At 37.7% G+C, this 22,727-nt stretch carries 20 protein-coding genes; 5 read left to right on the top strand and 15 right to left on the bottom strand.

The window, feature by feature from the left end; all coding sequences use genetic code 11:
* Window positions 1-151 precede the first annotated feature (151 nt).
* The 3 genes from NST21_RS11155 to ltrA (NST21_RS11145) form a co-directional block, all read right to left on the bottom strand.
* Window positions 152-625, bottom strand: coding sequence for a hypothetical protein (locus tag NST21_RS11155; protein ID WP_057219596.1), 474 nt, complete (start codon window positions 623-625; stop codon window positions 152-154).
* 148 nt (window positions 626-773) lie between these two features.
* The gene (locus NST21_RS11150) at window positions 774-1,148 is read right to left on the bottom strand and encodes a VOC family protein (RefSeq protein ID WP_340889139.1); all 375 of its coding nucleotides are present in this window, start codon (window positions 1,146-1,148) and stop codon (window positions 774-776) included.
* 252 nt (window positions 1,149-1,400) lie between these two features.
* On the bottom strand, window positions 1,401-2,663 hold the full coding sequence (gene ltrA, locus NST21_RS11145) for a group II intron reverse transcriptase/maturase (RefSeq protein WP_340889138.1): 1,263 nt from the start codon (window positions 2,661-2,663) through the stop codon (window positions 1,401-1,403).
* Between the two features lie 1,395 nt (window positions 2,664-4,058).
* Here ltrA (NST21_RS11145) and NST21_RS11140 point away from each other — a divergent pair.
* Entirely contained in the window at window positions 4,059-5,276 is a 1,218-nt protein-coding gene (locus NST21_RS11140) for an IS110 family transposase (protein ID WP_340888989.1), read from the top strand.
* A 579-nt stretch (window positions 5,277-5,855) separates the two neighbouring features.
* On the opposite strand, the gene NST21_RS11135 is transcribed toward NST21_RS11140, so the two are convergent.
* The 3 genes from NST21_RS11135 to NST21_RS11125 all read right to left on the bottom strand — a co-directional run bounded on the left by NST21_RS11135 (window position 5,856) and on the right by NST21_RS11125 (window position 8,783).
* Entirely contained in the window at window positions 5,856-6,707 is an 852-nt protein-coding gene (locus NST21_RS11135; protein WP_340889137.1) for an aldo/keto reductase, read from the bottom strand.
* Window positions 6,708-6,777: 70 nt separating this feature from the next.
* On the bottom strand, window positions 6,778-7,518 hold the full coding sequence (locus NST21_RS11130) for an SDR family oxidoreductase (protein ID WP_340889136.1): 741 nt from the start codon (window positions 7,516-7,518) through the stop codon (window positions 6,778-6,780).
* A 92-nt stretch (window positions 7,519-7,610) separates the two neighbouring features.
* Window positions 7,611-8,783: an MFS transporter gene (locus NST21_RS11125; RefSeq protein ID WP_340889135.1), complete on the bottom strand. Its 1,173-nt coding sequence runs from the start codon at window positions 8,781-8,783 to the stop codon at window positions 7,611-7,613.
* Between the two features lie 403 nt (window positions 8,784-9,186).
* Between NST21_RS11125 and NST21_RS11120 the strand changes: the two genes are divergently transcribed.
* The gene (locus NST21_RS11120; protein ID WP_340889134.1) at window positions 9,187-10,104 is read left to right on the top strand and encodes an AraC family transcriptional regulator; all 918 of its coding nucleotides are present in this window, start codon (window positions 9,187-9,189) and stop codon (window positions 10,102-10,104) included.
* A 90-nt stretch (window positions 10,105-10,194) separates the two neighbouring features.
* Here NST21_RS11120 and NST21_RS11115 read toward each other — a convergent pair whose 3' ends face one another.
* The 3 genes from NST21_RS11115 to NST21_RS11105 form a co-directional block, all read right to left on the bottom strand.
* The gene (locus NST21_RS11115) at window positions 10,195-10,884 is read right to left on the bottom strand and encodes a DUF4405 domain-containing protein (protein ID WP_340889132.1); all 690 of its coding nucleotides are present in this window, start codon (window positions 10,882-10,884) and stop codon (window positions 10,195-10,197) included.
* A gap of 102 nt (window positions 10,885-10,986) precedes the next feature.
* Window positions 10,987-11,466, bottom strand: coding sequence for a cytochrome P460 family protein (locus NST21_RS11110; RefSeq protein WP_340889130.1), 480 nt, complete (start codon window positions 11,464-11,466; stop codon window positions 10,987-10,989).
* Window positions 11,441-11,680: a hypothetical protein gene (locus NST21_RS11105; RefSeq protein ID WP_340889127.1), complete on the bottom strand. Its 240-nt coding sequence runs from the start codon at window positions 11,678-11,680 to the stop codon at window positions 11,441-11,443. Before NST21_RS11105 ends, NST21_RS11110 begins: the two co-directional genes overlap by 26 nt.
* Before the next feature lie 822 nt (window positions 11,681-12,502).
* Between NST21_RS11105 and NST21_RS11100 the strand changes: the two genes are divergently transcribed.
* A complete protein-coding gene (locus NST21_RS11100; RefSeq protein WP_340889125.1) occupies window positions 12,503-12,910 on the top strand; it encodes a hypothetical protein in 408 nt (135 codons plus the stop codon).
* Window positions 12,911-13,003: 93 nt separating this feature from the next.
* Here the strand turns inward: NST21_RS11100 and NST21_RS11095 are convergent, their stop codons facing one another.
* On the bottom strand, window positions 13,004-13,414 hold the full coding sequence (locus tag NST21_RS11095; protein WP_340889123.1) for a hypothetical protein: 411 nt from the start codon (window positions 13,412-13,414) through the stop codon (window positions 13,004-13,006).
* Between the two features lie 666 nt (window positions 13,415-14,080).
* Here NST21_RS11095 and NST21_RS11090 point away from each other — a divergent pair.
* Window positions 14,081-14,377, top strand: a complete 297-nt coding sequence (locus NST21_RS11090) for a hypothetical protein (protein WP_340889121.1) — start codon at window positions 14,081-14,083, stop codon at window positions 14,375-14,377.
* A 438-nt stretch (window positions 14,378-14,815) separates the two neighbouring features.
* On the opposite strand, the gene NST21_RS11085 is transcribed toward NST21_RS11090, so the two are convergent.
* From NST21_RS11085 to ltrA (NST21_RS11065), 5 genes are all read right to left on the bottom strand, one after another.
* On the bottom strand, window positions 14,816-14,980 hold the full coding sequence (locus NST21_RS11085) for a hypothetical protein (protein WP_340889119.1): 165 nt from the start codon (window positions 14,978-14,980) through the stop codon (window positions 14,816-14,818).
* Window positions 14,981-15,640: 660 nt separating this feature from the next.
* The gene (locus NST21_RS11080; RefSeq protein ID WP_340889118.1) at window positions 15,641-16,327 is read right to left on the bottom strand and encodes an MBL fold metallo-hydrolase; all 687 of its coding nucleotides are present in this window, start codon (window positions 16,325-16,327) and stop codon (window positions 15,641-15,643) included.
* Between the two features lie 416 nt (window positions 16,328-16,743).
* Window positions 16,744-17,946, bottom strand: coding sequence for a macrolide family glycosyltransferase (locus NST21_RS11075; RefSeq protein WP_340889117.1), 1,203 nt, complete (start codon window positions 17,944-17,946; stop codon window positions 16,744-16,746).
* Between the two features lie 712 nt (window positions 17,947-18,658).
* The gene (locus NST21_RS11070; protein WP_340889116.1) at window positions 18,659-18,799 is read right to left on the bottom strand and encodes a hypothetical protein; all 141 of its coding nucleotides are present in this window, start codon (window positions 18,797-18,799) and stop codon (window positions 18,659-18,661) included.
* Window positions 18,800-19,357: 558 nt separating this feature from the next.
* Window positions 19,358-20,620, bottom strand: a complete 1,263-nt coding sequence (ltrA, locus tag NST21_RS11065; protein WP_053344638.1) for a group II intron reverse transcriptase/maturase — start codon at window positions 20,618-20,620, stop codon at window positions 19,358-19,360.
* 753 nt (window positions 20,621-21,373) lie between these two features.
* Here ltrA (NST21_RS11065) and NST21_RS11060 point away from each other — a divergent pair.
* A protein-coding gene (locus NST21_RS11060) for an IS3 family transposase (RefSeq protein WP_340888119.1) occupies window positions 21,374-22,722 on the top strand; the annotation gives its coding sequence in 2 pieces (ribosomal slippage) (window positions 21,374-21,818 and window positions 21,818-22,722; 1,350 coding nt in all).
* Window positions 22,723-22,727: the final 5 nt, after the last annotated feature.

Genomic DNA, 22,727 nt, shown 5'->3' with positions numbered 1-22,727 from the left:
TCCAGGATGAATTTTGGGTTTAAATCTTAATTCCAGTTTACAATACGAGTTATGTCCTCTTAAACTATCCTGCCCCGTTAGTCCTATAAGAAAAAGCTTTAAAGATAGCTCCGATCTTCAGCTAACGCACCTGTTAGTTGAAGAAGAAATACTAATCCCTAATAAGATATTTACCTGCCTCATTTTTAATCCTTGATATTACATCGTTCTCATTAAACTCTAAAGGTATATCACCATTTCGTAGTTCATCAATCATTTCACTTATCTCATACCACTCCATCAAATCATTTGGATAATCTAAATCCGAAGCAACAATCCGATAAATCATATAAGCAAAATCAAAGGTCAATGAATGGTTATTTTCTTTAATAATTTCATTTGCTAAATGACCTATATAGGCTCTAGCACATATCTCAAGGGTTGGTTTCTCTATTACCAATTCATTCAAAGCTCTTTTAAAATAAACTTCCACTTCGAAAATATTTTCGTCAAATGGAAATGAAGAAATAATATTTACGGATGGTGATGACACATCGGTTTTTAACAAGTTGTGCGACCAATTTACATAATCCTCAGTCCAAATAGTTCTCTTTTGAATCTTGTAAAATAAAGCATTTGTTTCCATTTTATTAACCACCTTATAGGTTCTATTCCTACAACCAGATTATAATCCTTATTAAACTAAACTGCCCCTATAGTTCCATAAGAAAAGGAGCTGTTGATCAGCTCCTGGCATGAAGTAAAGCACCCGTTAGTTTGCAATAAGAAAGTGTTTACTCTTTAATCCACTCTAACATTTCCATACGGTTACCAAAAGGATCGGAAATATAGAACCTTTTAGCTCCTGGAAGTTTATCGTCTTCAATAACATCAATACCGTTTGTTACCAGATGTTTTTTTAATTCCTCTATATTTTCTATTTCAAAAGCAGGATGTGCCTTTTTGGCTGGATAAAATGGTTCTTCGATTCCTATATGTATTTGATAATTTCCAAATTCAAACCAAACCCCGCCACGTTTCTTTAATTCTTCAGGTTTTTCAACTTCGTCAAAACCTAAAATATTCTTAAAAAATTTTCTTGCAGTGTCCTCACTACCTTTAGGAGCAGCGAGCTGAATATGGTCAATTGCTTTAAAAATAAAGGGCATTTATATCCTTCTCCTCTGACTTCAAATGGATATTACTTTTGCTATTTCCAATTTTACGTCAACTGGAATGATAAGGAAATTTTAAAGTTATTATTTATAACCATAAGTCTTCCTTATGGTTATAAAATGGTTATAAAGCTTTTGTTCTTCAACTAAACTGCCCCGATAGTTAAATAAATCGAGTAGGAGGAGGCGCCTAGCCTCCGACCTCTCACACCACCGTACGTACCGTTCGGTATACGGCGGTTCAGTTTAAGTCTGACGTAGTTTTGTATATCGTTCATATAGATTTACTAACCCTTGGTGGAGCCAATAAACATTATTAAGGATTTTGTCTAGAATAGGACTATGCGCTATGCGCCAATAACCCTTTCTGCTATTTCCCCATTCATATGCTTTTCCAAATGGGACGCCTAATCCTTTGAGTTTCTTCACCCTCGTTCTTGGCAATTTCCATTGCTTCCATAGGCACATCCTGAGTCTTCTTCGAATCCATGAATCTAAATTCTTCAATACGTTCGGAGTATCAATGAGGGCGAAATACCCCATCCAACCTCTAAGGTATTGCTTTAACTTATTTATTCGGAGTTTCATGGGTATCGGTAATTTTCTCGAGGTCATTTCCCTGATTCGTTTCTTTACTCTCTTCACCGTTTGTTTAGCCAGTAGAACCTTCGGGTTCTTCTTTGACTTCGTGAAACTAAAACCGAGAAACGTTCTGTTCCAAGGGCGATCATACTTCGACTTCTCGTAGTTGACCTTTAGCTTCAGTTTATTTTCAATGAAGCTTGAGATATTTCCCATTGCACGTTTGGCGGCTTTTCGTGTCTTCACAAAGATAGTACTGTCATCCGCATACCTTACGAATCGAAGATTGCGTTTCTCTAGTTCTTTATCTAAATCGTCTAACATGATATTAGATAATAAAGGACTTAACGGACCTCCTTGCGGAGTTCCCTCCTCACTTTTATGAAAAAGTCCGCCTATCATAATGCCTGCTTGAAGGAATTTACGAATCAGTTTGAGAACTCGTTTATCTTCAATTTTCCGCTCTAACATTCCCATGAGCTTGTCATGATTCACTTTATCGAAGAACTTCTCCAAGTCCATATCCACTATCCATGTATAACCTTCGGTTATATAGGACTTTGCCTTTCGAACCGCCTGGTGCCCTTGTTTGTTAGGGCGAAACCCATAGCTATTCTCCGAAAAGGTTGAGTCATATATCTTGGTCAATATTTGGGCAATGGCTTGTTGAATGAAACGGTCTAGAACGGTTGGAATACCCAATAGCCGAACTCCGCCGTTTGGTTTCGGGATTTCGATACGACGGACGGGCTGCGGTTGATAGGTACCCTGTAAAAGGGCAGTTTTCATGTTGTACCATTCGGTTGCGAGGTGCGGTCTCAGGTTTTGAACCGGCATTCCATCTACACCATGGCTTCCCTTATTTCTTTCTACACGCTTCAATGCCTGTATTAAGTTTTCCCTCTCTAGTATCTGTTCCATTAACATCGTTGATATCCTTTCCCTGCGTGGACGAGATGGTCTATTTGTGCCTTTATCTGCTCCGCCCTTTTGAAGTTCCCCGTGTATTCACCACTTCTTCCTTCAAATAAGTTCCGTTAGGAATTGTTTGCTTCTTCGCAGATAACGAACGCCTAGTATTCATCCTCCTTAATCTGTTCGGTCCTTCCTTATCTTCTCGAGTAGACAAGTACTATGACCTCTGCTGACTTCTGATGATTCAGCTGTCCATCACTGGACAGGTTACCAAGTGTACTTGGCTGTCATCAGACCTCCCCGGGTAAGAGTGCAATCTTTCCCTCCATCTATCTGCTTCATTTACTCTGTACCACCTTCGGCAGTAAGGACTTTGTTTTGTTTCGCAAACTCATCCAATGATACCTAGCCTTATATGAAGTTCGTGTTCCTCAGACCGGAGGTTTGCCGCTTGCTTCCTTCAGATTCCACGTCACCATGGACACCCTTGCATTAAGCTAACCATTACTACTGCCTTCATGGTTCGGGACTCACACCCTATAGATTGCACCCATGCCGGGCGCACGAAAAAGGTTGCCGAAGCAACCTCCCTTATTGAAGTAAAACACCTGTTAATTCATTAACCATAATAATTCTGGTAGATTTATCAAGACAAAAAGTAAACCTAACCATCTACTTTCAATCATAGGGGCAAGGTATGTAAGAATTATTACTAACCAACATCCCCTTGCGATTAGAAAATCCGATTACCTTTGCTTCTTACTTAGAAGAAATCCAATAGTTGCTACTAAAATCACAAGAAAGCTACCTATACACGCAGTAACTATCCCTTCTGTTTTGTCTTTTGCATAAAAACAAATAAATGTATTAAAAGAGACAAAAATTAAAAAAATTAATAACTTTGTAACTAAGTTAATTGTATTTATTGATTTCACAGTAAACCACATTCCTTAATGGTGAATTAACGATATCATATTAAAATAATTTGAACCTTTAAGAAAATAATAACAATAAAGAATAAATATTCATAAGGGTAAAATAATCCATAGTTGATAAGTTATATAATACTAATCTGACTTTAGTACCAATAAAAAAAGAGCTATAATCATAGCTCCAAATTCATTTATGTTATTCAACTAACGCACCCGTTAGCCAACCATGCAGCGCACGACCAGCGCTGCACCACAGAGAATGAAAATGGTGGAAAACCGTCCATACTGATTCTATGGCTGGGTGAGGAAGGTCGATGAACTATGGTGCCATTAGAGCCCATCCGTTAGTCTGACTCCAACGACCTCGGTGCATCACAGACTGTCGCTCCCTTACGGGAAGCACTCATGGTAGATTAATCCTATTCTGGTTTTTGCACCAGCCTCTAATTTTTTCGCCATAGGAAGGATGGTTTCAATGGAAGTTATCATTGAACGAGTATGCGGAATGGATGTACATAAAGATAACATTACCGCCTGCATTATGACCCCCGAAGGAAAGGAGATTCAAACATTTTCTACAAAAACGGTGTTTTTAATTCAACTGATGGATTGGATTAAATCACATGGTTGCACTCATGTCGCTATGGAGAGCACAGGTGTGTTTTGGAAGCCTATCGTGAACTTAATTGAGGCTGAAGAAATGGAATTTTTAGTTGTTAACGCACAACATATGAAAGCAGTCCCTGGTCGAAAAACAGATGTCAAGGATGCCGAGTGGATCGCTCAACTTCTTCGTCATGGGTTGTTGAAAGCAAGCTTTATCCCTGATCGAAATCAGCGAGAATTACGTGAGCTTGTTCGTTATCGCAGAAGTATTATTGAAGAACGAGCTAGACAGCATAATCGAATTCAAAAGGTACTTGAAGGTGCAAATATCAAATTAGGATCTGTCGTATCTGATATTATGGGCGTTTCATCAAAGGACATGCTTCAAGCGATCGCAAATGGTGAGGATGATCCTGAGAAACTAGCAAACTTTGCGCGACGCTCGATGAAGAAGAAAAAAGATGATTTAATCCTTGCCCTGAATGGGTATGTGAATCCTCATCAACGCATGATGCTCAAAACGATTCTAACTCATATTGATTTTCTGACTGAACAGATTGAAAAACTTGATCAAGAGGTTGCCCAAAGAGTTAGTGTGTATCAAGAAAGCATAGAACGACTGGATTCAATACCTGGTATTGCCACTCGGATGGCAGAACAAATACTAGCTGAAATCGGAACGGACGTTGAAAAACAGTTCGAAAGTGCAGCCAGATTATGTTCATGGGCCGCCCTCGTACCAGGACACAATGAAAGTGCAGGAAAAAGGAAATCAACCAGAGGCAAAAAGGGAAATAAATATTTAAAATCTGCTTTAACCGAAGCTGCTCATTCAGTTGGAGCCTCCAAAAACTATCTTGGAGCTCTATACAGACGGACAGCTGCGCGAAAAGGAAGAAAACGAGCTGGAATTGTCGTTGCCCACGCCATGTTAAGAATTTCTTATTATCTTTTAACAAGGAAAGAAATGTATGTAGACTTAGGCGAAGATTATTTTGATAAACAAAAGCAAGCTTCCATTGTAAGAAATTCGGTCCGAAGGTTAGAAAACTTAGGATATACCGTAAATATATCAGAGGCATCCTAACCACCGATTTATTAGAAGATCTAATAGGGCGCTGCTCTTTTTCAAAAAAATTGAAGCTTGCGTTTTATTTAATATGGTCTTTTTTCTTATTATTAGTGTTTAATTTTCATGGTAGTTTAAGTACAATCCTTCACAAACTAACATTGAAATAAGAAAAAGAGGTGCGGCAGCTACCTCCGTTGTTCAACTCAAGCCCCCTATAGCATTCCTGTGAGCATTAATTATCGGCTTAAAAAAAACAGAGCCCCTCGGTATGATGAGAGTATTTCACTGGCGGGCATCTTTGGAGAAGCTGGAGATCTGAGTACTCACGGGGGATTTTCAAATGATCCCCTATTTCAATCTGCCCCCATCTTATCAAAAACGGTCCTACCTCTTTCGTTCCTCTAAAGCAACCTTATACCTTGTGGTTTGAAATCCTGCGAATAGGCGAGTATTCGTGAGCATTATCTATTAAACTGAGGGAGTTCAATAAGAACGTAATAATTTAATAAAAACAGCCAGTTAGGTAAACTGGCTGTTTTTGAAATGAAAATATACATGAACTACCACAGAATTAACGCAAGGTGTATGATAGCATTAAATATCAAGTTTACGGGTACCAATCCATTTCACAATTTCAGGATCGCGATGTGAAAAGAACAAGCTCTCTTTCGTATCTAAAGTAGCGATTCTTTCCATATCCTCTTGACCTAATTCAAAGTCAAAGATATTGAAATTTTCAATCATTCTTTCCTTACGAACAGACTTCGGAATCGCAACGACTCCTCTTTGTGTCAACCATCGTAGAATAATCTGGGCAACGGATTTATTATGCTTTTCGGCTATTGATACTAAAATTTCGTTCTGAAACATGTTATTTTTTCCTTCAGCAAATGGCCCCCAAGACTCTATTTGAACATTGTTCTCTTTCATAAATTTAGAACTTTCTATTTGCTGGCAGAAAGGATGTGTCTCAACCTGGTTTACAGCAGGAATTACTTCATTATGAGTCATCAAATCCATCAGACGGTCCATTTGGAAGTTACTAACTCCGATAGCCTGGACTTTACCTTCGCGGTACAATTCCTCCATAGCGCGCCAAGAACCATATACATCTCCGAATGGCTGATGAATTAAATACAAATCCAAATAATCCAATTGCAGTCTTTCAAGTGAACTACCGAATGCTTTCTTTGTGCTCTCATAACCAGCATCCTGAACCCAGAGTTTTGTGGTAATAAACAATTCCTCTCTTGGCACACCACTCCGTTTGATTGCTCTGCCTACTGCTTCTTCATTTAGATAAGAGGCAGCAGTATCGATCAGACGATAGCCTGCCATTATTGCGTCATAAACGACTTGTTCACACTCATTTTCATCTTGAATCTGAAAAACACCAAAGCCTAGTATAGGCATCTCAACACCATTGTTCAAAATTACTTTTTGCATATAAAAACCTCCTGTTTTTTAAATAATCGGAACATACTACTTACAATAAACAAAATTTATTGGTGTTAAATTATCTCTCTTGATGTGTAGGACGAATAAGCATTTCATTAATTGCTACATCTGATGGCTGTTCAATGGCAAAAGCTATCGCACCAGCAATACTCTCAGCGTCTATCGCACCTTCATATGCTTTATCGATTCCTGGTTTAAGATCCATATCTGTAATGGAATTTATTATTTCGCTCGTAACAGCTCCTGGTGAGATAATGGTTGTACGAATATTGTTACTTAACTCTTCTTTGCGAAGACCTTCTGTAATTGCACGTACCGCAAACTTTGTTCCTGCATAGACCGTACTTCCAGCTCCAACAACATGTCCAGCTACTGAAGACAAATTAATGACATGTCCTGATTTTTGTTCTCTCATGGACGGAAGCACAGCCGCAATCCCATAAAGTACGCCTTTAATATTTACGTCAATCATCTTATTCCAGTCTTCGATTCTTTTTTTATAAAGAAATGAATGTGGCATAACGCCAGCATTATTCACTAATACATCAATTTTTCCAAACTTTTGAAGCGCGTACTCAGCAAGCTCTTCCATTTGTTCATGTGACGTTACATCGGTTACTTTATAAATAGCTTTTCCACCATTTTTTTCGATTTCTTTCTGTAACTGCTGTAAACGATCTTCACGACGAGCTGCCAAGACCAACTTCGCACCTTTAGAAGCAAGTTTTTTAGCTGTTGCCTCTCCAATTCCACTAGAAGCACCTGTAATAATCACAGCTTTTTCTTTTGTATTAGACATAATTTATATCTATCCTTTCTTAATAAAAAGTAAATTTATTGATCCAGATGTTTTGCCATCCAAAGCATCTGCTGAATCTATTTTCTAAAACTTCACTGCTGTGCACTTGAGAGCTCACGGCTGCGTCTAAATGAAAACACTCCAATCAGTAGAGCAATCACGACTGATGTAGCTCCAACCCAACTGATTTCTAGTATTGATGACCTCCCTGCAACAATACCTCCAATTCCAGCACCAGCTGCAAATCCAAGTTGTACAAAGGAACTGTTCAGACTAAGCACGATACCAGAGGCTTCTGGAGTCAACGAGACTAGGTTAAAGTTTTGGGTAGGCCCGAACGTCCAAGCAGCGATTTCCCAAATCATAAGCAACGGGAGGGTAACCATTCCCCATCCAAATCCAGAGACAGTGGACAGCAACACTAGTGAGATGATGTGGACAACCATGGAGCCGACCAGCGTGCGAACGATGCCGATCCGGTCTGCCAATAAGCCACCAACCTTAGAGCCAATCAAGCTTGCTATACCCATAGCTAAGAGAATGATACTTAATTTTCCTTTCATGGTTGGCATAACGGCGGTCAGAAAGGGAGTGATATACGTATTGAGCATCGAATAGCTAATAAATACAAAGAAGGTTACACCAAGTGTGAGTGCGATCCTCGGATTCTTCAAGAGGGTAAGACGTTTGCCCAGAGAAACAGACGCTTCGCCCTCCATGACCGGAATCGTCCGTGCAACGGCAAAGATAGCCAATAGGCTGAAGAGGCCAATGCCCCAGAAGATGCCCTTCCAATCATAAGACGTAGCAATCATACGGCCAAGGGGAACGCCGAAGACAAGTGAAGAACTATACCCCATTGCGACGTTAGCCATCGCTCCACCTTGACGTCCAGGAGCCGCCAGTTTTGCAGCTATACCATAGGCGGTGACAACGAAGACCCCTGTTCCTACCCCCAGTAAAACGCGAGAGACCATCAACAATCCAAAGCCTGGAAGAGTGATTACCCCAATGACGCCGAGTAGTATGATGGCCAGAGCCAGTAACAATTGCTTACGCTGATCCATCTTCGAGGTTGCTACCATAACAAGGGGCGTGCCGATTGCGTTACCGAGAGCGAATACGGTAATAAGCTGACCTGCGGTTGCTACCGATACATCGACGGAATCCGCCACTTTATCCAACGTACCTACGATGACGAATTGTGAAGTACCGACCACGAAGCTAATAAGGGTCAGCATGTAAATTTTCCAAGTATTTTTCATTCTGTTCTATCTACCCCTTTATCTATGATGTGATATATTAAGTTTTGCATTTTAGACTTTTTGTATCTTGTTTAGTTACCAGTAAAAATCCCCTTCGAACTTCTACACTTGGAAGCCACAGCATAACAACAGCTTATTTCCATACAATCAGCCCGTTAGAAGAAACTTCTGGATCACTTCGTTCTAATGTACGCTTTGCATGATTTATCTTTCATTCTTTGCATTATTATCGCTTCAAACGGTTATATTATTTATCCGCATCCTTATTATGCTACAAGGGAGAAAGCAACCGGTATCCCATTCTTCTCAAATGATTGCCCAATCCTCTCACGACCATTTACGCAGAAAGTAAATTAGCCTTATAATGGGACCAACACGGATGAAGAAAACAAAGGAGGATTTTATGTTTGAACAATTATATAGACAAAGAGTTGAGCTCGCCAAAATCATAGAGGGTCACACAGGACGGGACGGTTCTCAAATGACTGCTATTCCGTCTTTATTTTTCTCCCGTTATTCTAATGATACCGGACCAAATTACGGAGTTCACAAGCCTTCCTTATGCATTGTGGTTCAAGGGATGAAGGAGGTATTCTTGTCACAGGAGCTCTATAGGTACGGTCCTGCCGATTACCTTGTTGCATCCGTTAAGCTGCCAATTACCGGACAAGTCACGGAAGCCTCTTCCGATGTGCCTTATCTTGCTCTCAAACTTGAATTTACACCGAGTGAAATATTAGAGGTGTTACGTGAATTCCAAATGGGAGTTGACAAAAAGGAAAATGCAAAACGAGGTATGTATGTCAGCAAAACAGAGCCATCTTTGCTAGACGCGGTAACAAGATTAGCTCGTTTGCTAGATACTCCAAAAGACATCAAGGTACTTGCTCCTTTAATCGTGAAAGAAATCATCTATAGGGTTCTGCAAGGAGAACATGGGGATATGCTGAAACAAATAGCAATAGAAGGAAGTTCTACTCTTCAAATCAGTGACGTGATTGAACATATCATGAATAACTATGAAAAGTCTTTTAAGATTGAGGAACTTGCGGAAATAGCAAATATGAGTGTTTCTTCACTTCATCGGCACTTTAAAGAGATAACCGCGATGAGCCCAATTCAATTCCAAAAACAACTGAGACTTCAAGAAGCCCGAAGCCTGTTATTATCCGAATCAGCAGATGCAGCAGATGTTGCATTCCAGGTAGGCTATGAAAGTCCATCACAATTCAGCCGTGAATATTCGCGCATGTTTGGTTTACCACCAAAAGAAGATATAAAGCACCTGAAGGAGCAATATGAACAAAGGGTAAAAGCTTGATTCCCCTTCACGTGGGTTCATTCTATATTAATTTAGTTAAAAAAGTGCATTAATCTAATCCCGGATTAATGCACTTTTTCATTCTGCAATTTACCTATCTTTGTACGCCATAGCTTTATCCTGCTTCCGAACAAATTTCAGAGCATAATGAGTCCCACTAATATATATTCCCATGATGGATAGATGATCTATTAAAAATCCCATGGAGGACTTATCAATGTTCCAACCAAATGGATTATATACCGTTAACTTGTAAAACATATCTCTCTCGAAAGAAGCCTGCACACCATAAACAACAATCATCACCGCTATGACACGAAACACAATTGTGTGGATACGACTGGTGCTAGTAATTCCCGTTATCTTTCGTACTGCATTGATAATTGTTCCCCAGGACATTCCTATATGCACAGCCATGAAGATAAATCCCCAATATGAAGTCATAACATGTATCTGTAATAGAATCATGTCATTGTTTATAGGAATAAAGGCAAATATGTCATGGGAAATTGGCACAGAACTTAGCATTACTACAGCCATAGATACAAGAAAAAGCAAATTGACCGCAATGCTCAGAATACGTCGTACATTGTGCTTTCCCTTAAAAATTATCTTATACCATCTTCGATTTAAAATATTGTGGGCAATAAACAACAAAAACAATAAAACTCCTACCAGTTCATGGATTGTATTTCCAGTAATATGGTAAGCCATTGCAACTAACATCAGAACTGTCATTGAAAGGTCAATAACCAGCCTGATTAACATAATTCGATTCAAAAGGCTCTCCTCTTTCAACTTTAATTAATACTTGGGTCGTTCTTCGTAGGGAAGTATCATTGATGATAACATCCAAATTTCGTTTAAATGCTAAAAAATCCCCTATGTCTCTTGATTAAAATGGATCATCAAAAGAACCTTCTGGATAATCCCCACTTTTTCTTCATCTTCCATTAAGCTATTTCCATGCAAAATATCCCGCGAGGCCTCCAGATTATCGTCTAACGCTTTTACCTCCCAGTGTTTTGTAGGAATACCTGCAATCTTGGATTCTGTACTGCTGTCCTTTGATCCTGTAAAATCTTCAAGATCATATTTCTTCATTTCATCCAACGTGTTCACGAAGTCATCACGCTCCTGATTGGCGTGACAAGAAAAGCAGCGACCGATGTCTTCCTCGTAATCCACTGACTTGTCTCCATTGAACTCCTGGTATAGCCAATCGCCGTTACGCATCTCAGGGGGATTCTGGTCTACCCAGCCATCGCGCTTTTCCATCACGAAGATTTCATCAAGCTTTTCATCCCTATAGATTTCGAGAGTGATTACGGTGCCGTCAGGGATTGGCTGACCGTTCTGCACCGCTTCGATTGCTTCCTGGCTCGTGTAGAGCTCCTCTCTGACATTTCCTCGATTTACAGTCGTGTAGTTCACGACTGAACTCAGACATCTCCTGCTGTGAGGTGTCACCCGATGGCTCCTGTTGAGAAATCCCATTTGTGTCATTATTGTTGTTACAAGCAGTAAGAGTGAGGGACATCACCAATGCAAGGAACGGAAATAATAGTTTTTTCATATTGTTTTCCTCCTACAATTTTTAGTATTTGTATTGATTCGTTGGAGTCAAAATAGTATAAGATTCTGGGATGTGGTGCTGTTTTTATGGTTATAAATTCTGAATTACCAAAGGTAATGACTATTATTATTGGGGACTAGCTGCTTATGTTTCTTTTCATAAAGTGTACTCTGTTTAGAACTTTGGGTTTTATTTTCAACAGAATAATTGTTTTAGAAAAAGTAGAGGCTTTTTTATTATGCAGCAAATGAAAAAACGACCGATATCCTATTCCTCTCAAATGGTTGCCTAATCCTACCACAATAAAAATTAAAGTTATACGCCTGGTTATTTTGACAAAATCACAAATATCTTCGTATAGAATTATTTAATAGAATGAAATGACTTAACTGCTATAAGTCATAACGGTACCAGTGGATATTATTGGTGAAGAATCTATTGTTATCCCCTATGAAAAACAGCGTCAATATATTGAGGAAGAAGAGAATGACATAGGGCAAAGAAGATTTAACCAGGAGTATAAACATTTAAAATGGAGTTTGTGAAGAAATGTACTTAAACTAAACTGCCCCTTTAGTTTAAGTACATTTCTTCACAATCTTTATAGTGATATTAACATTGTCAGATTAGACAACTTTGAAGGGGTTTATTTTAAAGGGGCCGTTTTGATATAAGAGAATTTGAATTCAGTGAATTTCTATAACAAAATGAAAAAAGTCTAATTTTGTAAAAATTTGCATTGTTAAAAACATATAAAAATTTGGAACATAAAACTATAATTAGAATATAATGGTAGCTTTTCATTTGGAAGGGGAAATATTAATGAAACTTAAAAAAAATGTACTTATGTTTCTGATTTTACTATTATCTGTTTCTGTTCTACCACTTCAAGCTGGTGCTACCGTCAGTGATACTTGGCCAGTGAGATTTACCAATATCGGTACATACGATGGGTGTACTATTGATAACCACGGGGGTGGGAACATTGTGGTAAGAATTAAACAATGGGGTGTTCATTCTGGTGAAAAAGCTTCAACAAGATGGGATTTGAGAAAATTGGATGGAGGAGCCCTTGTTAAACGAAAATATGTTACTTCTGACTTTAATTCAAACATAACTTTTTATGATATTCCAAGAGGAGATTATACACTTACATGGGTAGCTGAAACTAATAATGATACAAATGGTTGGTATTATGTAATAAGTCCCGGAGCAGATATTTTCAGATGATTAAAAAAAGAAAGAGCTGCCCGTAGTAGCCAATAACTGACTACTACGGGCAGCTCTTTTCAATGTCATTGTATTGTTGACCTTAATATTCAATCATTCGGAAGGTTTTTCATTAAGTTTTTGAGTTTTATAATTAATATCATCTTCAATAGCACGGTTTAAATTATTTTTTATTTGTGTATAGCTTTCTTTATTAAGTTTACCTTCATTGAGTTGTTTATCTAATTGAGTAGTCATCTCGTTTCTTAAAAAGTTAATTAAAGATTGTTTTGAGACGCCCTGACTTTCAGCAATCTCTGCCATACTCTTTCCTTCCTTTAGTGAATGTGTATAATCCTTTTCTGTTATTTTCAAAAAGTTGTATAGATTATTGTAATTAGGTGTATATTCAAAAACAGTATTTTGATTTTGATTAGATAACGTTTGAGCTCGTACAACGTCTGTATTTGAAATAGTTAAGGTTAAGGAAAACAATAAAATAAAAATAGCTATTTTGTTTAACATCAGATCACTCCCTTTTGATATTTATTACCTATTATTAATCTTATTAATTTTTTTTATGTAAAAATTTTGATAAGACTTTAGTTCAAAAAATAAAACCTTTAAATGTTAATTTAAAGGTTTTTTATTATGCTCAAAATTTCCAAATTGGTGGATATTGCATTACAGATTAGTTACCTCATAATTGGTTCCATTAAACAATAATGGATACTAAAGACATAAAAAATAGACAATCATTGCGATGGTCTTCTTCAACTAAACTGCCCCTTTAGTTCCATAAGAGCTGCCGAAGCAACTCCCTTATTGAAGTAAAGCACCCGTTAGCCATCCATGAAGCGCAAAAATCAGCGCTTCACCACAGAGAATGAAAATTCTAGGTCGATAATGTTTTAATGGCTGCCTGGCATAAGTGAAAAACAATGGAAAACAAAAAAGCTATTAAAACCAATGGGCAAATCAATCAACTTTTAGATGAATGTACCGGGAAAATAAAAACTGAATAAACTGTTTGTATGATGAAAGGAGGTTAACAACGGATGTCTTCTCACAATTCTTATGAACCGAATTGGAACTATTATCGTCAGGGCCAAAGAGTAAGCCGCCAACAAGGTGGATCCTTAGGTCAAGCCAGTATAAGAGCACAGGGATCAAACTTAGGAACACAAGCTCATGGTGGTATGTCCCATCCGTCCCCTTCTCAAGACTCTGGTAGGCCATGGACAAGGGAGTACTCCAGGCTATTCATATCCGTCATATCCGTCATATCCGTCATATCCGACCAGTTCATATAATGGTCATTCATCAGATATGCAGCATATGTTCCAAATGTTGAACAGTCTCGGGAATCAATTGGATCAACTGAGTAAGTTGATTGCGCAGAACAATCAATTGTTACAATCCATGCAAGACCAAGAAGATACCAAGTGTGTCCAGGGTGGTGGCGGAACGGTCATTGTACGGATGTAGGATTACTCTGAGATATAATTAAATCTAAAATATGTCCAAAATTAACTCAATTTAAATTAATTTAACAAGAAGCTAAAAGGATCCTCGAGTCGAAGATCCTTTTTCAATGCCGATAACATTTGATTATGTGAACTAGCGTTTTTTCGTTAGTTGAAGAAGAAAAATCAAAAGCATTGTTTAAGAGAGTCTATTTTAAAGAAGTAACAATCAAAAAAGTTCGTAAAAGTGTACTTTTACGAACGAATTTTAATTGGTTATTTCTTCTAAGATCTCTTATGTAACCTAATTGATTAGGTTCTTCAACGAACTGGCCAGTTCGTTGAAAAAGGTATTCTAAAAAAAATGTAACAGACACAGAGGTGCCTGCTAAGTGAAGTAAATATAGATGACGTGAAACGTCATTTGCAAGAGGTATTAGATAACTATCCAAGAACAGGATTAAGCTGTGAAATAGGTGTTCATCCAGAGCTTGTAATTTGAGTTGAGGGTTAAATTACCAAAAACACCTTCTTCTACGATCGAATCGATCGAATCTGTCAAAACGATCAAATCGATCGAATCTGTCACGACGATCGAATCTGTCAAAACGATCAAATCGATCACAACGGCGTCTTCTATCACAAAAAAACATTCAAATCCCCTCCTTTTAACACTCTTACTATAGAATATGTTGGTATGAAAATAATGAATAGACAAGAGGCCATAAATCAAGAATACATAATCAAACAAAATAAATTCTGGTGCCAATCGATTTTATTTCCCTATACAAAAACCCCTTGTGCGGCAAGGGGTTTTTGTTTTTCGTACTTCCGTTAAAATACATTATGGGGTCCCGCCAACATTTCGCGGAAAACATACGGTAAGACATTTTTTGGAATGAAAAAGCAGGCTTTTTATACGCTAAGGAAGGATATTTTTCACCATAAACCCTCGTTTTTGGTGAATTTTAAGATGCAGTTCGTAGCGTGGCTGTCACATTGACCGATAATTTGCGTATATTTTAAGTGTTATTTTGCACATCCAACTTTAAAAACCCAGCTACCTTCACATCAGAAGATTAGCTGGGTTTCTTAATTATTTACATCTAATTATTTATAAGAAATATTCGGATCCGCCTAGTAAAAAAGCGACTGCTCATTGTTCAGCAATCGCGCCCGATTACTGAAGATGTAATGTAATATCAAAGGTTGTTAAACCCGGCTTGTGTGTAGAGATAATAAAGTTGTTTAATTCAAGTGCCGAATATTAGTGTTCAGCCCCAAATTATAAAGTGAATTTTCCACCATGATAACAATAGTAATTTTCAGCTTTAAGATTTTTAATCTTTGTCAAAGACTGTTTTGCTTTCTCAAGATTTAAACAAAAGTGTGGATTAGCAATGACTAATTCATGATTTTCTTTAACAGCTGAATCACCTGTAATTACACTTTTTAAACTTGGAAAATATAAAGAAATATGCCCTGAAGTATGCCCTGGTGTTGCTATTACTCTACAATTGTTATCTAAAATCATATCACCATCATGTATCTTTTCATCTATTGAAACATGCTTCAAATTCTTTAATTGCTGTATAAACCATTTACCAAATTCCATATCTTCATTTGGCATATTTTCTAGCATTTTTTCGGCTTGAACCAATCTCTCTGCCTTCATTTCACCACTAATGTATTTTGATTCAATTTCACTAGCTATAATGTTAATCCAAGGATACTTTTCTTTGAAATCATATAAGGAACCTATATGATCATCATCATAGTGAGTAATGATTATATTCTTTAAATTTTTTATTTCATATCCATTATTAAAAATTTCATTTTCGATTAAATTTAAAAAATTTGTATACCCTGTATCGACCAAGGTAAGTTCATTTTCTAATATAATTAAGCTAGGATAAATGTAATTTTTTTGTCCATTAAATTCAAATTCAATTGGTAATTCTATAATCTTCATTTTTCTTCCTCCATACTGCGCATTATAATAAGTATAATCCTACACAATTATATCTATAATTCAACATACATATCTAGTTTGGTTTAAAGTGCGTTGTTCAATTAAATGGTGTCACTTGACCGATAATTTGCGCATATTTTAAGTGTTATTTTGCATATCCACCTTTAAAAACCCAGCTACCTTCACATGAGAAGATTAGCTGGGTTTCTTAATTATTTACATCGAATCATTTATAGAACTATTCTGATCCGTTTAATAAAAAAGCGATTGTTGAAGAGCTTGTTGAACTAACGCCCCAGTTACTTTACCGTGTATAACTTCACAATCTAGATATTGTTGCATTACTGCAATTAAAAAAGAAGTTGCTGTCCACTAAGAAAAAGTCAACAATGATCGTAGCTGAGAAATATTTGTATTTAGATATCATATTCACTTTTAAATTCGAAAACCTCATCAACAGCTTGGTGATACCCACCCGATTTTTGAAAGGATTCCTTAATATTTACAACAGCTTTATGGAAAGATTGGTGGTTTAACACATGATCTGCGGATTCACGTAGTTGATTTGCTGTTAAGTTTTGCATTTGTAATTTAATACCGGCTCCGATATTGGCAACTTGTTGAGCAATTATAGGCTGATCAGCGCTTTGTGGGATTACAATTAACGGTACCCCGTAATAGAGACCTTCATTGGTACTGTTCATTCCACCATGTGTGATAAATAATTTAGTGTATTTCAGCACCTCAATTTGTGGAACATAATTTTTTACAATGAAGTTTTTAGGAATCTCCCCCAAATCAGATATTTGAGCTTTTTCCCCAATAGACATGACAACAGTATGATCAGTGTTCCCAAATGCCTTAAAACAAAGCTTATAGAAATCAATTGCTTGGTTAAAGACAGTACCCAGAGAAATGTAAATTAGGCTTTTTCCCTTGATTGCGGTAAGGTCGAAGTTTTCTTGCGTTGATCGTAAAGAGATGGATGGACCTACAAATTTGTAAGTTTGGTCAAATGTTTCTCCAAAGGGTTGAAACTCCCTAGTTGTATAAACGATTGTAAGTGGTGCAGGGTTACAAAAAACTTCATAAGGAGAACGGATTTCAACATCATATTTTTCTTTAATTTTTGTTGTCAGGTTTTGAAAATCATCATTTATCGTTTTAACAATTTCTGTTGGGATATTTTGTGAAAGATGTTCCAACATTTTATCAAATGATGCTTTTGTCTGTGCAAAAGAAGTACTAGAATTAATTGCCGGAAGTTTTAGTATTTGTGCAAGTAAACGTCCACAACCAAACATGGAATCGTGAATGATATAATCAAATTGTTCCCCTTCGATTTGCTCCAGAACACTAGGTATCATGATATCTGCCGTAAGCAAAAGACCATTGATTCTTTCGAGTAAATAATTTCTTCCACCTGAGATAAAAGCTTTTATAAATTTTTCACCGTCAAATGTTCGTACAGTAGCTCCCGTCTTCTCAATACGTTCTCGAAAAGCTTCTATCGTAAAGTACACTACCTCTTCACCACGCGAAATAAGCTCTTGCACAACTCCAATAGTTGGATTGAGATGTCCTTCTGATCCACCATTAATAAATAAAACACGTGCCATTATAACCACTCCTTAGGTAAAATGTTCTCTAGATTGTGTAAGAGTAAGGGTCATTGCCCCATACAATTGCTCAACTTAAATAATGGAATTAAATTTATCATAGTACAATATTTTAAAATCTCAAACTTTTAATTAACCTTGTAATTTAAAATTTGCATCAAACGAGATCTTTGTGATGCGTGTATTAAATATAAATACATAGGTATTTGTTTGCACGGGATAGTTTAGTAATCGGAATCAAATAAATATGAAAAAGCGATTTAAACAGGTGCAAAATAACGTCTAAAGTGACAGATAAGGTTGTAACTTTGATTTAAATGGATTTCGAAAACGTTCCTATTGGGTGTACTCTATTAGAACGAATTTTTGAGAGGGATTTTTTCAATAGAAGACTCGATAAGATAAAAGCACTGAACTTAGGTAATTTGGACAAGCATGTATTTTTTCATCCCATATATATAGTAGAAAAAGGAGTGTTGTATATATGGGATGGTATAACAAAAGCTACAATCAGCGTCCTCCACAGCTTCCAATCCCACCCGAACCACCAGAACCACCAACCCCAACAGTCTAAGCTGAAATTGGGGTACAGACATCAAAACGGAAACCTGCTTAGCCTGTAATGGGCTGGGCTTTTTTACTTTGGCTGTTTTCGTAAAGATTGTTGTTTTTTTGACCAAAGCAACCGTTAGCTCTATTTTGACTAACCACTTCACCAAATGTCCTTTATTAAGCGAATCATCATTCTTGGTATAAACATTAAGATGTTCCAAGCCACTTCAAATAAGAGCTCAATTAGGCTTTCTTTAAAAAAGCCGTTCTGCCTTTCTTTTTTTATTTTTTTATTTTTCATCTTCTAACTCCTAATAACTCAATATTTATTTAAATTATAATCCAATTTTCTTTGTTGTAATAAATATATGGTTTGATATAAAACTTCCTCCTTTACTTCATAAATTAATCCACCAGCAAGGTCTCAATCTTTGTTTAACTATTCTGCCCGGTTAGTTGAAGAAGCTATTTCCATCTAAATGTACCGTAAAATGGTATATTAATCTTTTTTATGCCATTAGAGCAACAATCCTTGCGAAAATAGCCTTTACTTTTTACGGTATGGCGGAAACTATCAGAACCTTGTTATTTGATTTTTTATCGTCAGTATTCATTTTTAAATAACCTCTAACAACCATAAAAGTTGGTATTCCCCACATAAATATAAAAGTTACAAGAGAATCAGTATTTATATTCAATAGTTACCTCTCCCATTCAGCATTACCATTTTACCATAAAAATCCATTATCCTTGTACAACTAACCTACCCCGATAGTTCCATAAAATCGAGTAGGAGGAGGCGCCTAGCCTCCGACCTCTCACACCACCGTACATACCGTTCGGTATACGGCGGTTCAGTTTAAGTCTGACGTAGTTTTGTATATCGTTCATATAGATTTACTAACCCATGATGGAGCCAATAAACATTATTAAGGGTTTTGTCTAGAATAGGACTATGCGCTATGCGCCAATAACCCTTTCTGCTATTTCCCCATTCATATGCTTTTCCAAATGGGACGCCTAATCCTTTGAGTTTCTTCACCCTCGTTCTTGGCAATTTCCATTGCTTCCATAGGCACATCCTGAGTCTTCTTCGAATCCATGAATCTAAATTCTTCAATACGTTCGGAGTATCAATGAGGGCGAAATACCCCATCCAACCTCTAAGGTATTGCTTTAACTTATTTATTCGGAGTTTCATGGGTATCGGTAATTTTCTCGAGGTCATTTCCCTGATTCGTTTCTTTACTCTCTTCACCGTTTGTTTAGCCAGTAGAACCTTCGGGTTCTTCTTTGACTTCGTGAAACTAAAACCGAGAAACGTTCTGTTCCAAGGGCGATCATACTTCGACTTCTCGTAGTTGACCTTTAGCTTCAGTTTATTTTCAATGAAGCTTGAGATATTTCCCATTGCACGTTTGGCGGCTTTTCGTGTCTTCACAAAGATAGTACTGTCATCCGCATACCTTACGAATCGAAGATTGCGTTTCTCTAGTTCTTTATCTAAATCGTCTAACATGATATTAGATAATAAAGGACTTAACGGACCTCCTTGCGGAGTTCCCTCCTCACTTTTATGAAAAAGTCCGCCTATCATAATGCCTGCTTGAAGGAATTTACGAATCAGTTTGAGAACTCTTTTATCTTCAATTTTCCGCTCTAACATTCCCATGAGCTTGTCATGATTCACTTTATCGAAGAACTTCTCCAAGTCCATATCCACTACCCATGTATAACCTTCGGTTATATAGGACTTTGCCTTTCGAACCGCCTGGTGCCCTTGTTTGTTAGGGCGAAATCCATAGCTATTCTCCGAAAAGGTTGAGTCATATATCTTAGTCAATATTTGGGCAATGGCTTGTTGAATGAAACGGTCTAGAACGGTTGGAATACCCAATAGCCGAACTCCGCCGTTTGGTTTCGGGATTTCGATACGACGGACGGGCTGCGGTTGATAGGTACCCTGTAAAAGGGCAGTTTTCATGTTGTACCATTCGGTTGCGAGGTGCGGTCTCAGGTTTTGAACCGGCATTCCATCTACACCATGGCTTCCCTTATTTCTTTCTACACGCTTCAATGCCTGTATTAAGTTTTCCCTCTCTAGTATCTGTTCCATTAACATCGTTGATATCCTTTCCCTGCGTGGACGAGATGGTCTATTTGTGCCTTTATCTGCTCCGCCCTTTTGAAGTTCCCCGTGTATTCACCACTTCTTCCTTCAAATAAGTTCCGTTAGGAATTGTTTGCTTCTTCGCAGATAACGAACGCCTAGTATTCATCCTCCTTAATCTGTTCGGTCCTTCCTTATCTTCTCGAGTAGACAAGTACTATGACCTCTGCTGACTTCTGATGATTCAGCTGTCCATCACTGGACAGGTTACCAAGTGTACTTGGCTGTCATCAGACCTCCCCGGGTAAGAGTGCAATCTTTCCCTCCATCTATCTGCTTCATTTACTCTGTACCACCTTCGGCAGTAAGGACTTTGTTTTGTTTCGCAAACTCATCCAATGATACCTAGCCTTATATGAAGTTCGTGTTCCTCAGACCGGAGGTTTGCCGCTTGCTTCCTTCAGATTCCACGTCACCATGGACACCCTTGCATTAAGCTAACCATTACTACTGCCTTCATGGTTCGGGACTCACACCCTATAGATTGCACCCATGCCGGGCGCACGAAAAAGCTGCCTTAAAGGCAGCTCTGATCTTCAGCTAACGCACCCGTTAGTTAAGTGAAGCTGTTCACAATCATTCGTTACATTAATGGAATGTTACTTTATAACTTAAAGACTAGATAAAATTTTAATAAAAAGAACTTGGAAACTGAACTGCACCCCAATTGTTAGACAACATCAAACAATTGGAGGTGCAGTTTTTTTGACTAAATATACGATAGACGAAAAATTACATGCAGTTTTAGAGTACTTGGAGGGGAAAAAATCCTATAAATCCATTGCACAAGAAAGAAATGTAGGTTTATCCCCTTTGAAGAGATGGGTCGCTCGCTATCTAGAACATGGGATGGAAGGAATTGCTTCATCCTATACAAATTACACTCTGCCCTTTAAACTAGAGGTACTTAAATATATGAACGATTATGGGGCATCGATCAGCGAGACCGCTGTACACTATAATCTTCCTTCCGATTCTACACTTTTGAAATGGTCAAATCAGTTGAAGGAAGGAGGTATAGACGCCCTTAAACCAAAGAAAAAGGGGCGTCTATCCATGAAAAAAGAAACCAAGAAAACATCACCAGCTAAAGGCTCTCAAGAAGCACTTCTTGCCGAATTAGAATACTTACGTGCAGAGAATGCCTATCTAAAAAAGTTGAATGCCTTAGTTCAAGAAAAGGAAGCCCTACAAAGAAAGACAAAGCGAAAGTAGTCCATGAACTAAGGGAACAATTTGATTTAAATCTGCTTCTATCCATTTCTAACATGGCACGGAGTACATACTATTATTGGGTAAACGCCTTCGGGCGTGAGGATAAATACACAGAAATGAAATCCCTTATCGAGGAGATTTTCCATACGCATAAAGGGCGTTATGGGTATCGTCGTATCACCCTAGAATTACGTAACAGAGGTGCTCGCATCAATCATAAAACAGTTCTCCGATTGATGAATGAACTAGGATTGAAGTCTTTAGTTCGCATGAAGAAATACCGTTCGTACAAAGGGAAAATCGGCAAGATTGCACCCAACATTCTAGCACGTGATTTCAAGGCAACAAACTCAAATGAAAAATGGGTGACAGACGTCACAGAATTCCATCTAGCTGGGGAGAAACTATACTTATCGGCCATTCTTGATCTGTTTAATGGAGAAATCATCGCCTATAATATCGAATCTCGGCCTGTTTATCCCCTCGTTTCCAAAATGCTGGAGAAAGCCTTTGACCGCTTGGAATCGAAAGATTCACCCATTCTTCATTCAGATCAGGGCTGGCATTACCAGATGAAACAATATTCGCATGATTTGAAAAGACATAACATTACACAAAGCATGTCCCGTAAAGGAAATTGTCTCGATAATGCGGTCATAGAAAACTTCTTTGGCCTATTAAAATCAGAGTTACTTTATCTTCAAGAATTTGAAAGCATGGAGCATTTCAAACAAGAATTAGAAGAATATATCCATTACTACAATCATCAACGAATCAAGGTAAAATTAAAAGGCATGAGCCCGGTAGATTACCGGGTTCATGCCCTCAAGGCTGCCTAATTAAA

The organism is Peribacillus sp. FSL K6-1552 (genome assembly GCF_038005205.1).
Taxonomy (GTDB): Bacteria; Bacillota; Bacilli; order Bacillales; family DSM-1321; genus Peribacillus; species Peribacillus butanolivorans.
This window is presented reverse-complemented; position numbering and strand designations above follow the sequence as displayed.

Coding starts and splice junctions, on each gene's coding strand:
- NST21_RS11155 (WP_057219596.1), bottom strand. CDS start 625: ATGGAAACAAATGCTTTATTTTACAAGATTCAAAAGAGAACTATTTGG.
- NST21_RS11150 (WP_340889139.1), bottom strand. CDS start 1,148: ATGCCCTTTATTTTTAAAGCAATTGACCATATTCAGCTCGCTGCTCCT.
- ltrA (WP_340889138.1), bottom strand. CDS start 2,663: ATGTTAATGGAACAGATACTAGAGAGGGAAAACTTAATACAGGCATTG.
- NST21_RS11140 (WP_340888989.1), top strand. CDS start 4,059: ATGGAAGTTATCATTGAACGAGTATGCGGAATGGATGTACATAAAGAT.
- NST21_RS11135 (WP_340889137.1), bottom strand. CDS start 6,707: ATGCAAAAAGTAATTTTGAACAATGGTGTTGAGATGCCTATACTAGGC.
- NST21_RS11130 (WP_340889136.1), bottom strand. CDS start 7,518: ATGTCTAATACAAAAGAAAAAGCTGTGATTATTACAGGTGCTTCTAGT.
- NST21_RS11125 (WP_340889135.1), bottom strand. CDS start 8,783: ATGAAAAATACTTGGAAAATTTACATGCTGACCCTTATTAGCTTCGTG.
- NST21_RS11120 (WP_340889134.1), top strand. CDS start 9,187: ATGTTTGAACAATTATATAGACAAAGAGTTGAGCTCGCCAAAATCATA.
- NST21_RS11105 (WP_340889127.1), bottom strand. CDS start 11,680: ATGAAAAAACTATTATTTCCGTTCCTTGCATTGGTGATGTCCCTCACT.
- NST21_RS11100 (WP_340889125.1), top strand. CDS start 12,503: ATGAAACTTAAAAAAAATGTACTTATGTTTCTGATTTTACTATTATCT.
- NST21_RS11095 (WP_340889123.1), bottom strand. CDS start 13,414: ATGTTAAACAAAATAGCTATTTTTATTTTATTGTTTTCCTTAACCTTA.
- NST21_RS11090 (WP_340889121.1), top strand. CDS start 14,081: ATGGTGGTATGTCCCATCCGTCCCCTTCTCAAGACTCTGGTAGGCCAT.
- NST21_RS11080 (WP_340889118.1), bottom strand. CDS start 16,327: ATGAAGATTATAGAATTACCAATTGAATTTGAATTTAATGGACAAAAA.
- NST21_RS11075 (WP_340889117.1), bottom strand. CDS start 17,946: ATGGCACGTGTTTTATTTATTAATGGTGGATCAGAAGGACATCTCAAT.
- NST21_RS11070 (WP_340889116.1), bottom strand. CDS start 18,799: ATGAAAAATAAAAAAATAAAAAAAGAAAGGCAGAACGGCTTTTTTAAA.
- ltrA (WP_053344638.1), bottom strand. CDS start 20,620: ATGTTAATGGAACAGATACTAGAGAGGGAAAACTTAATACAGGCATTG.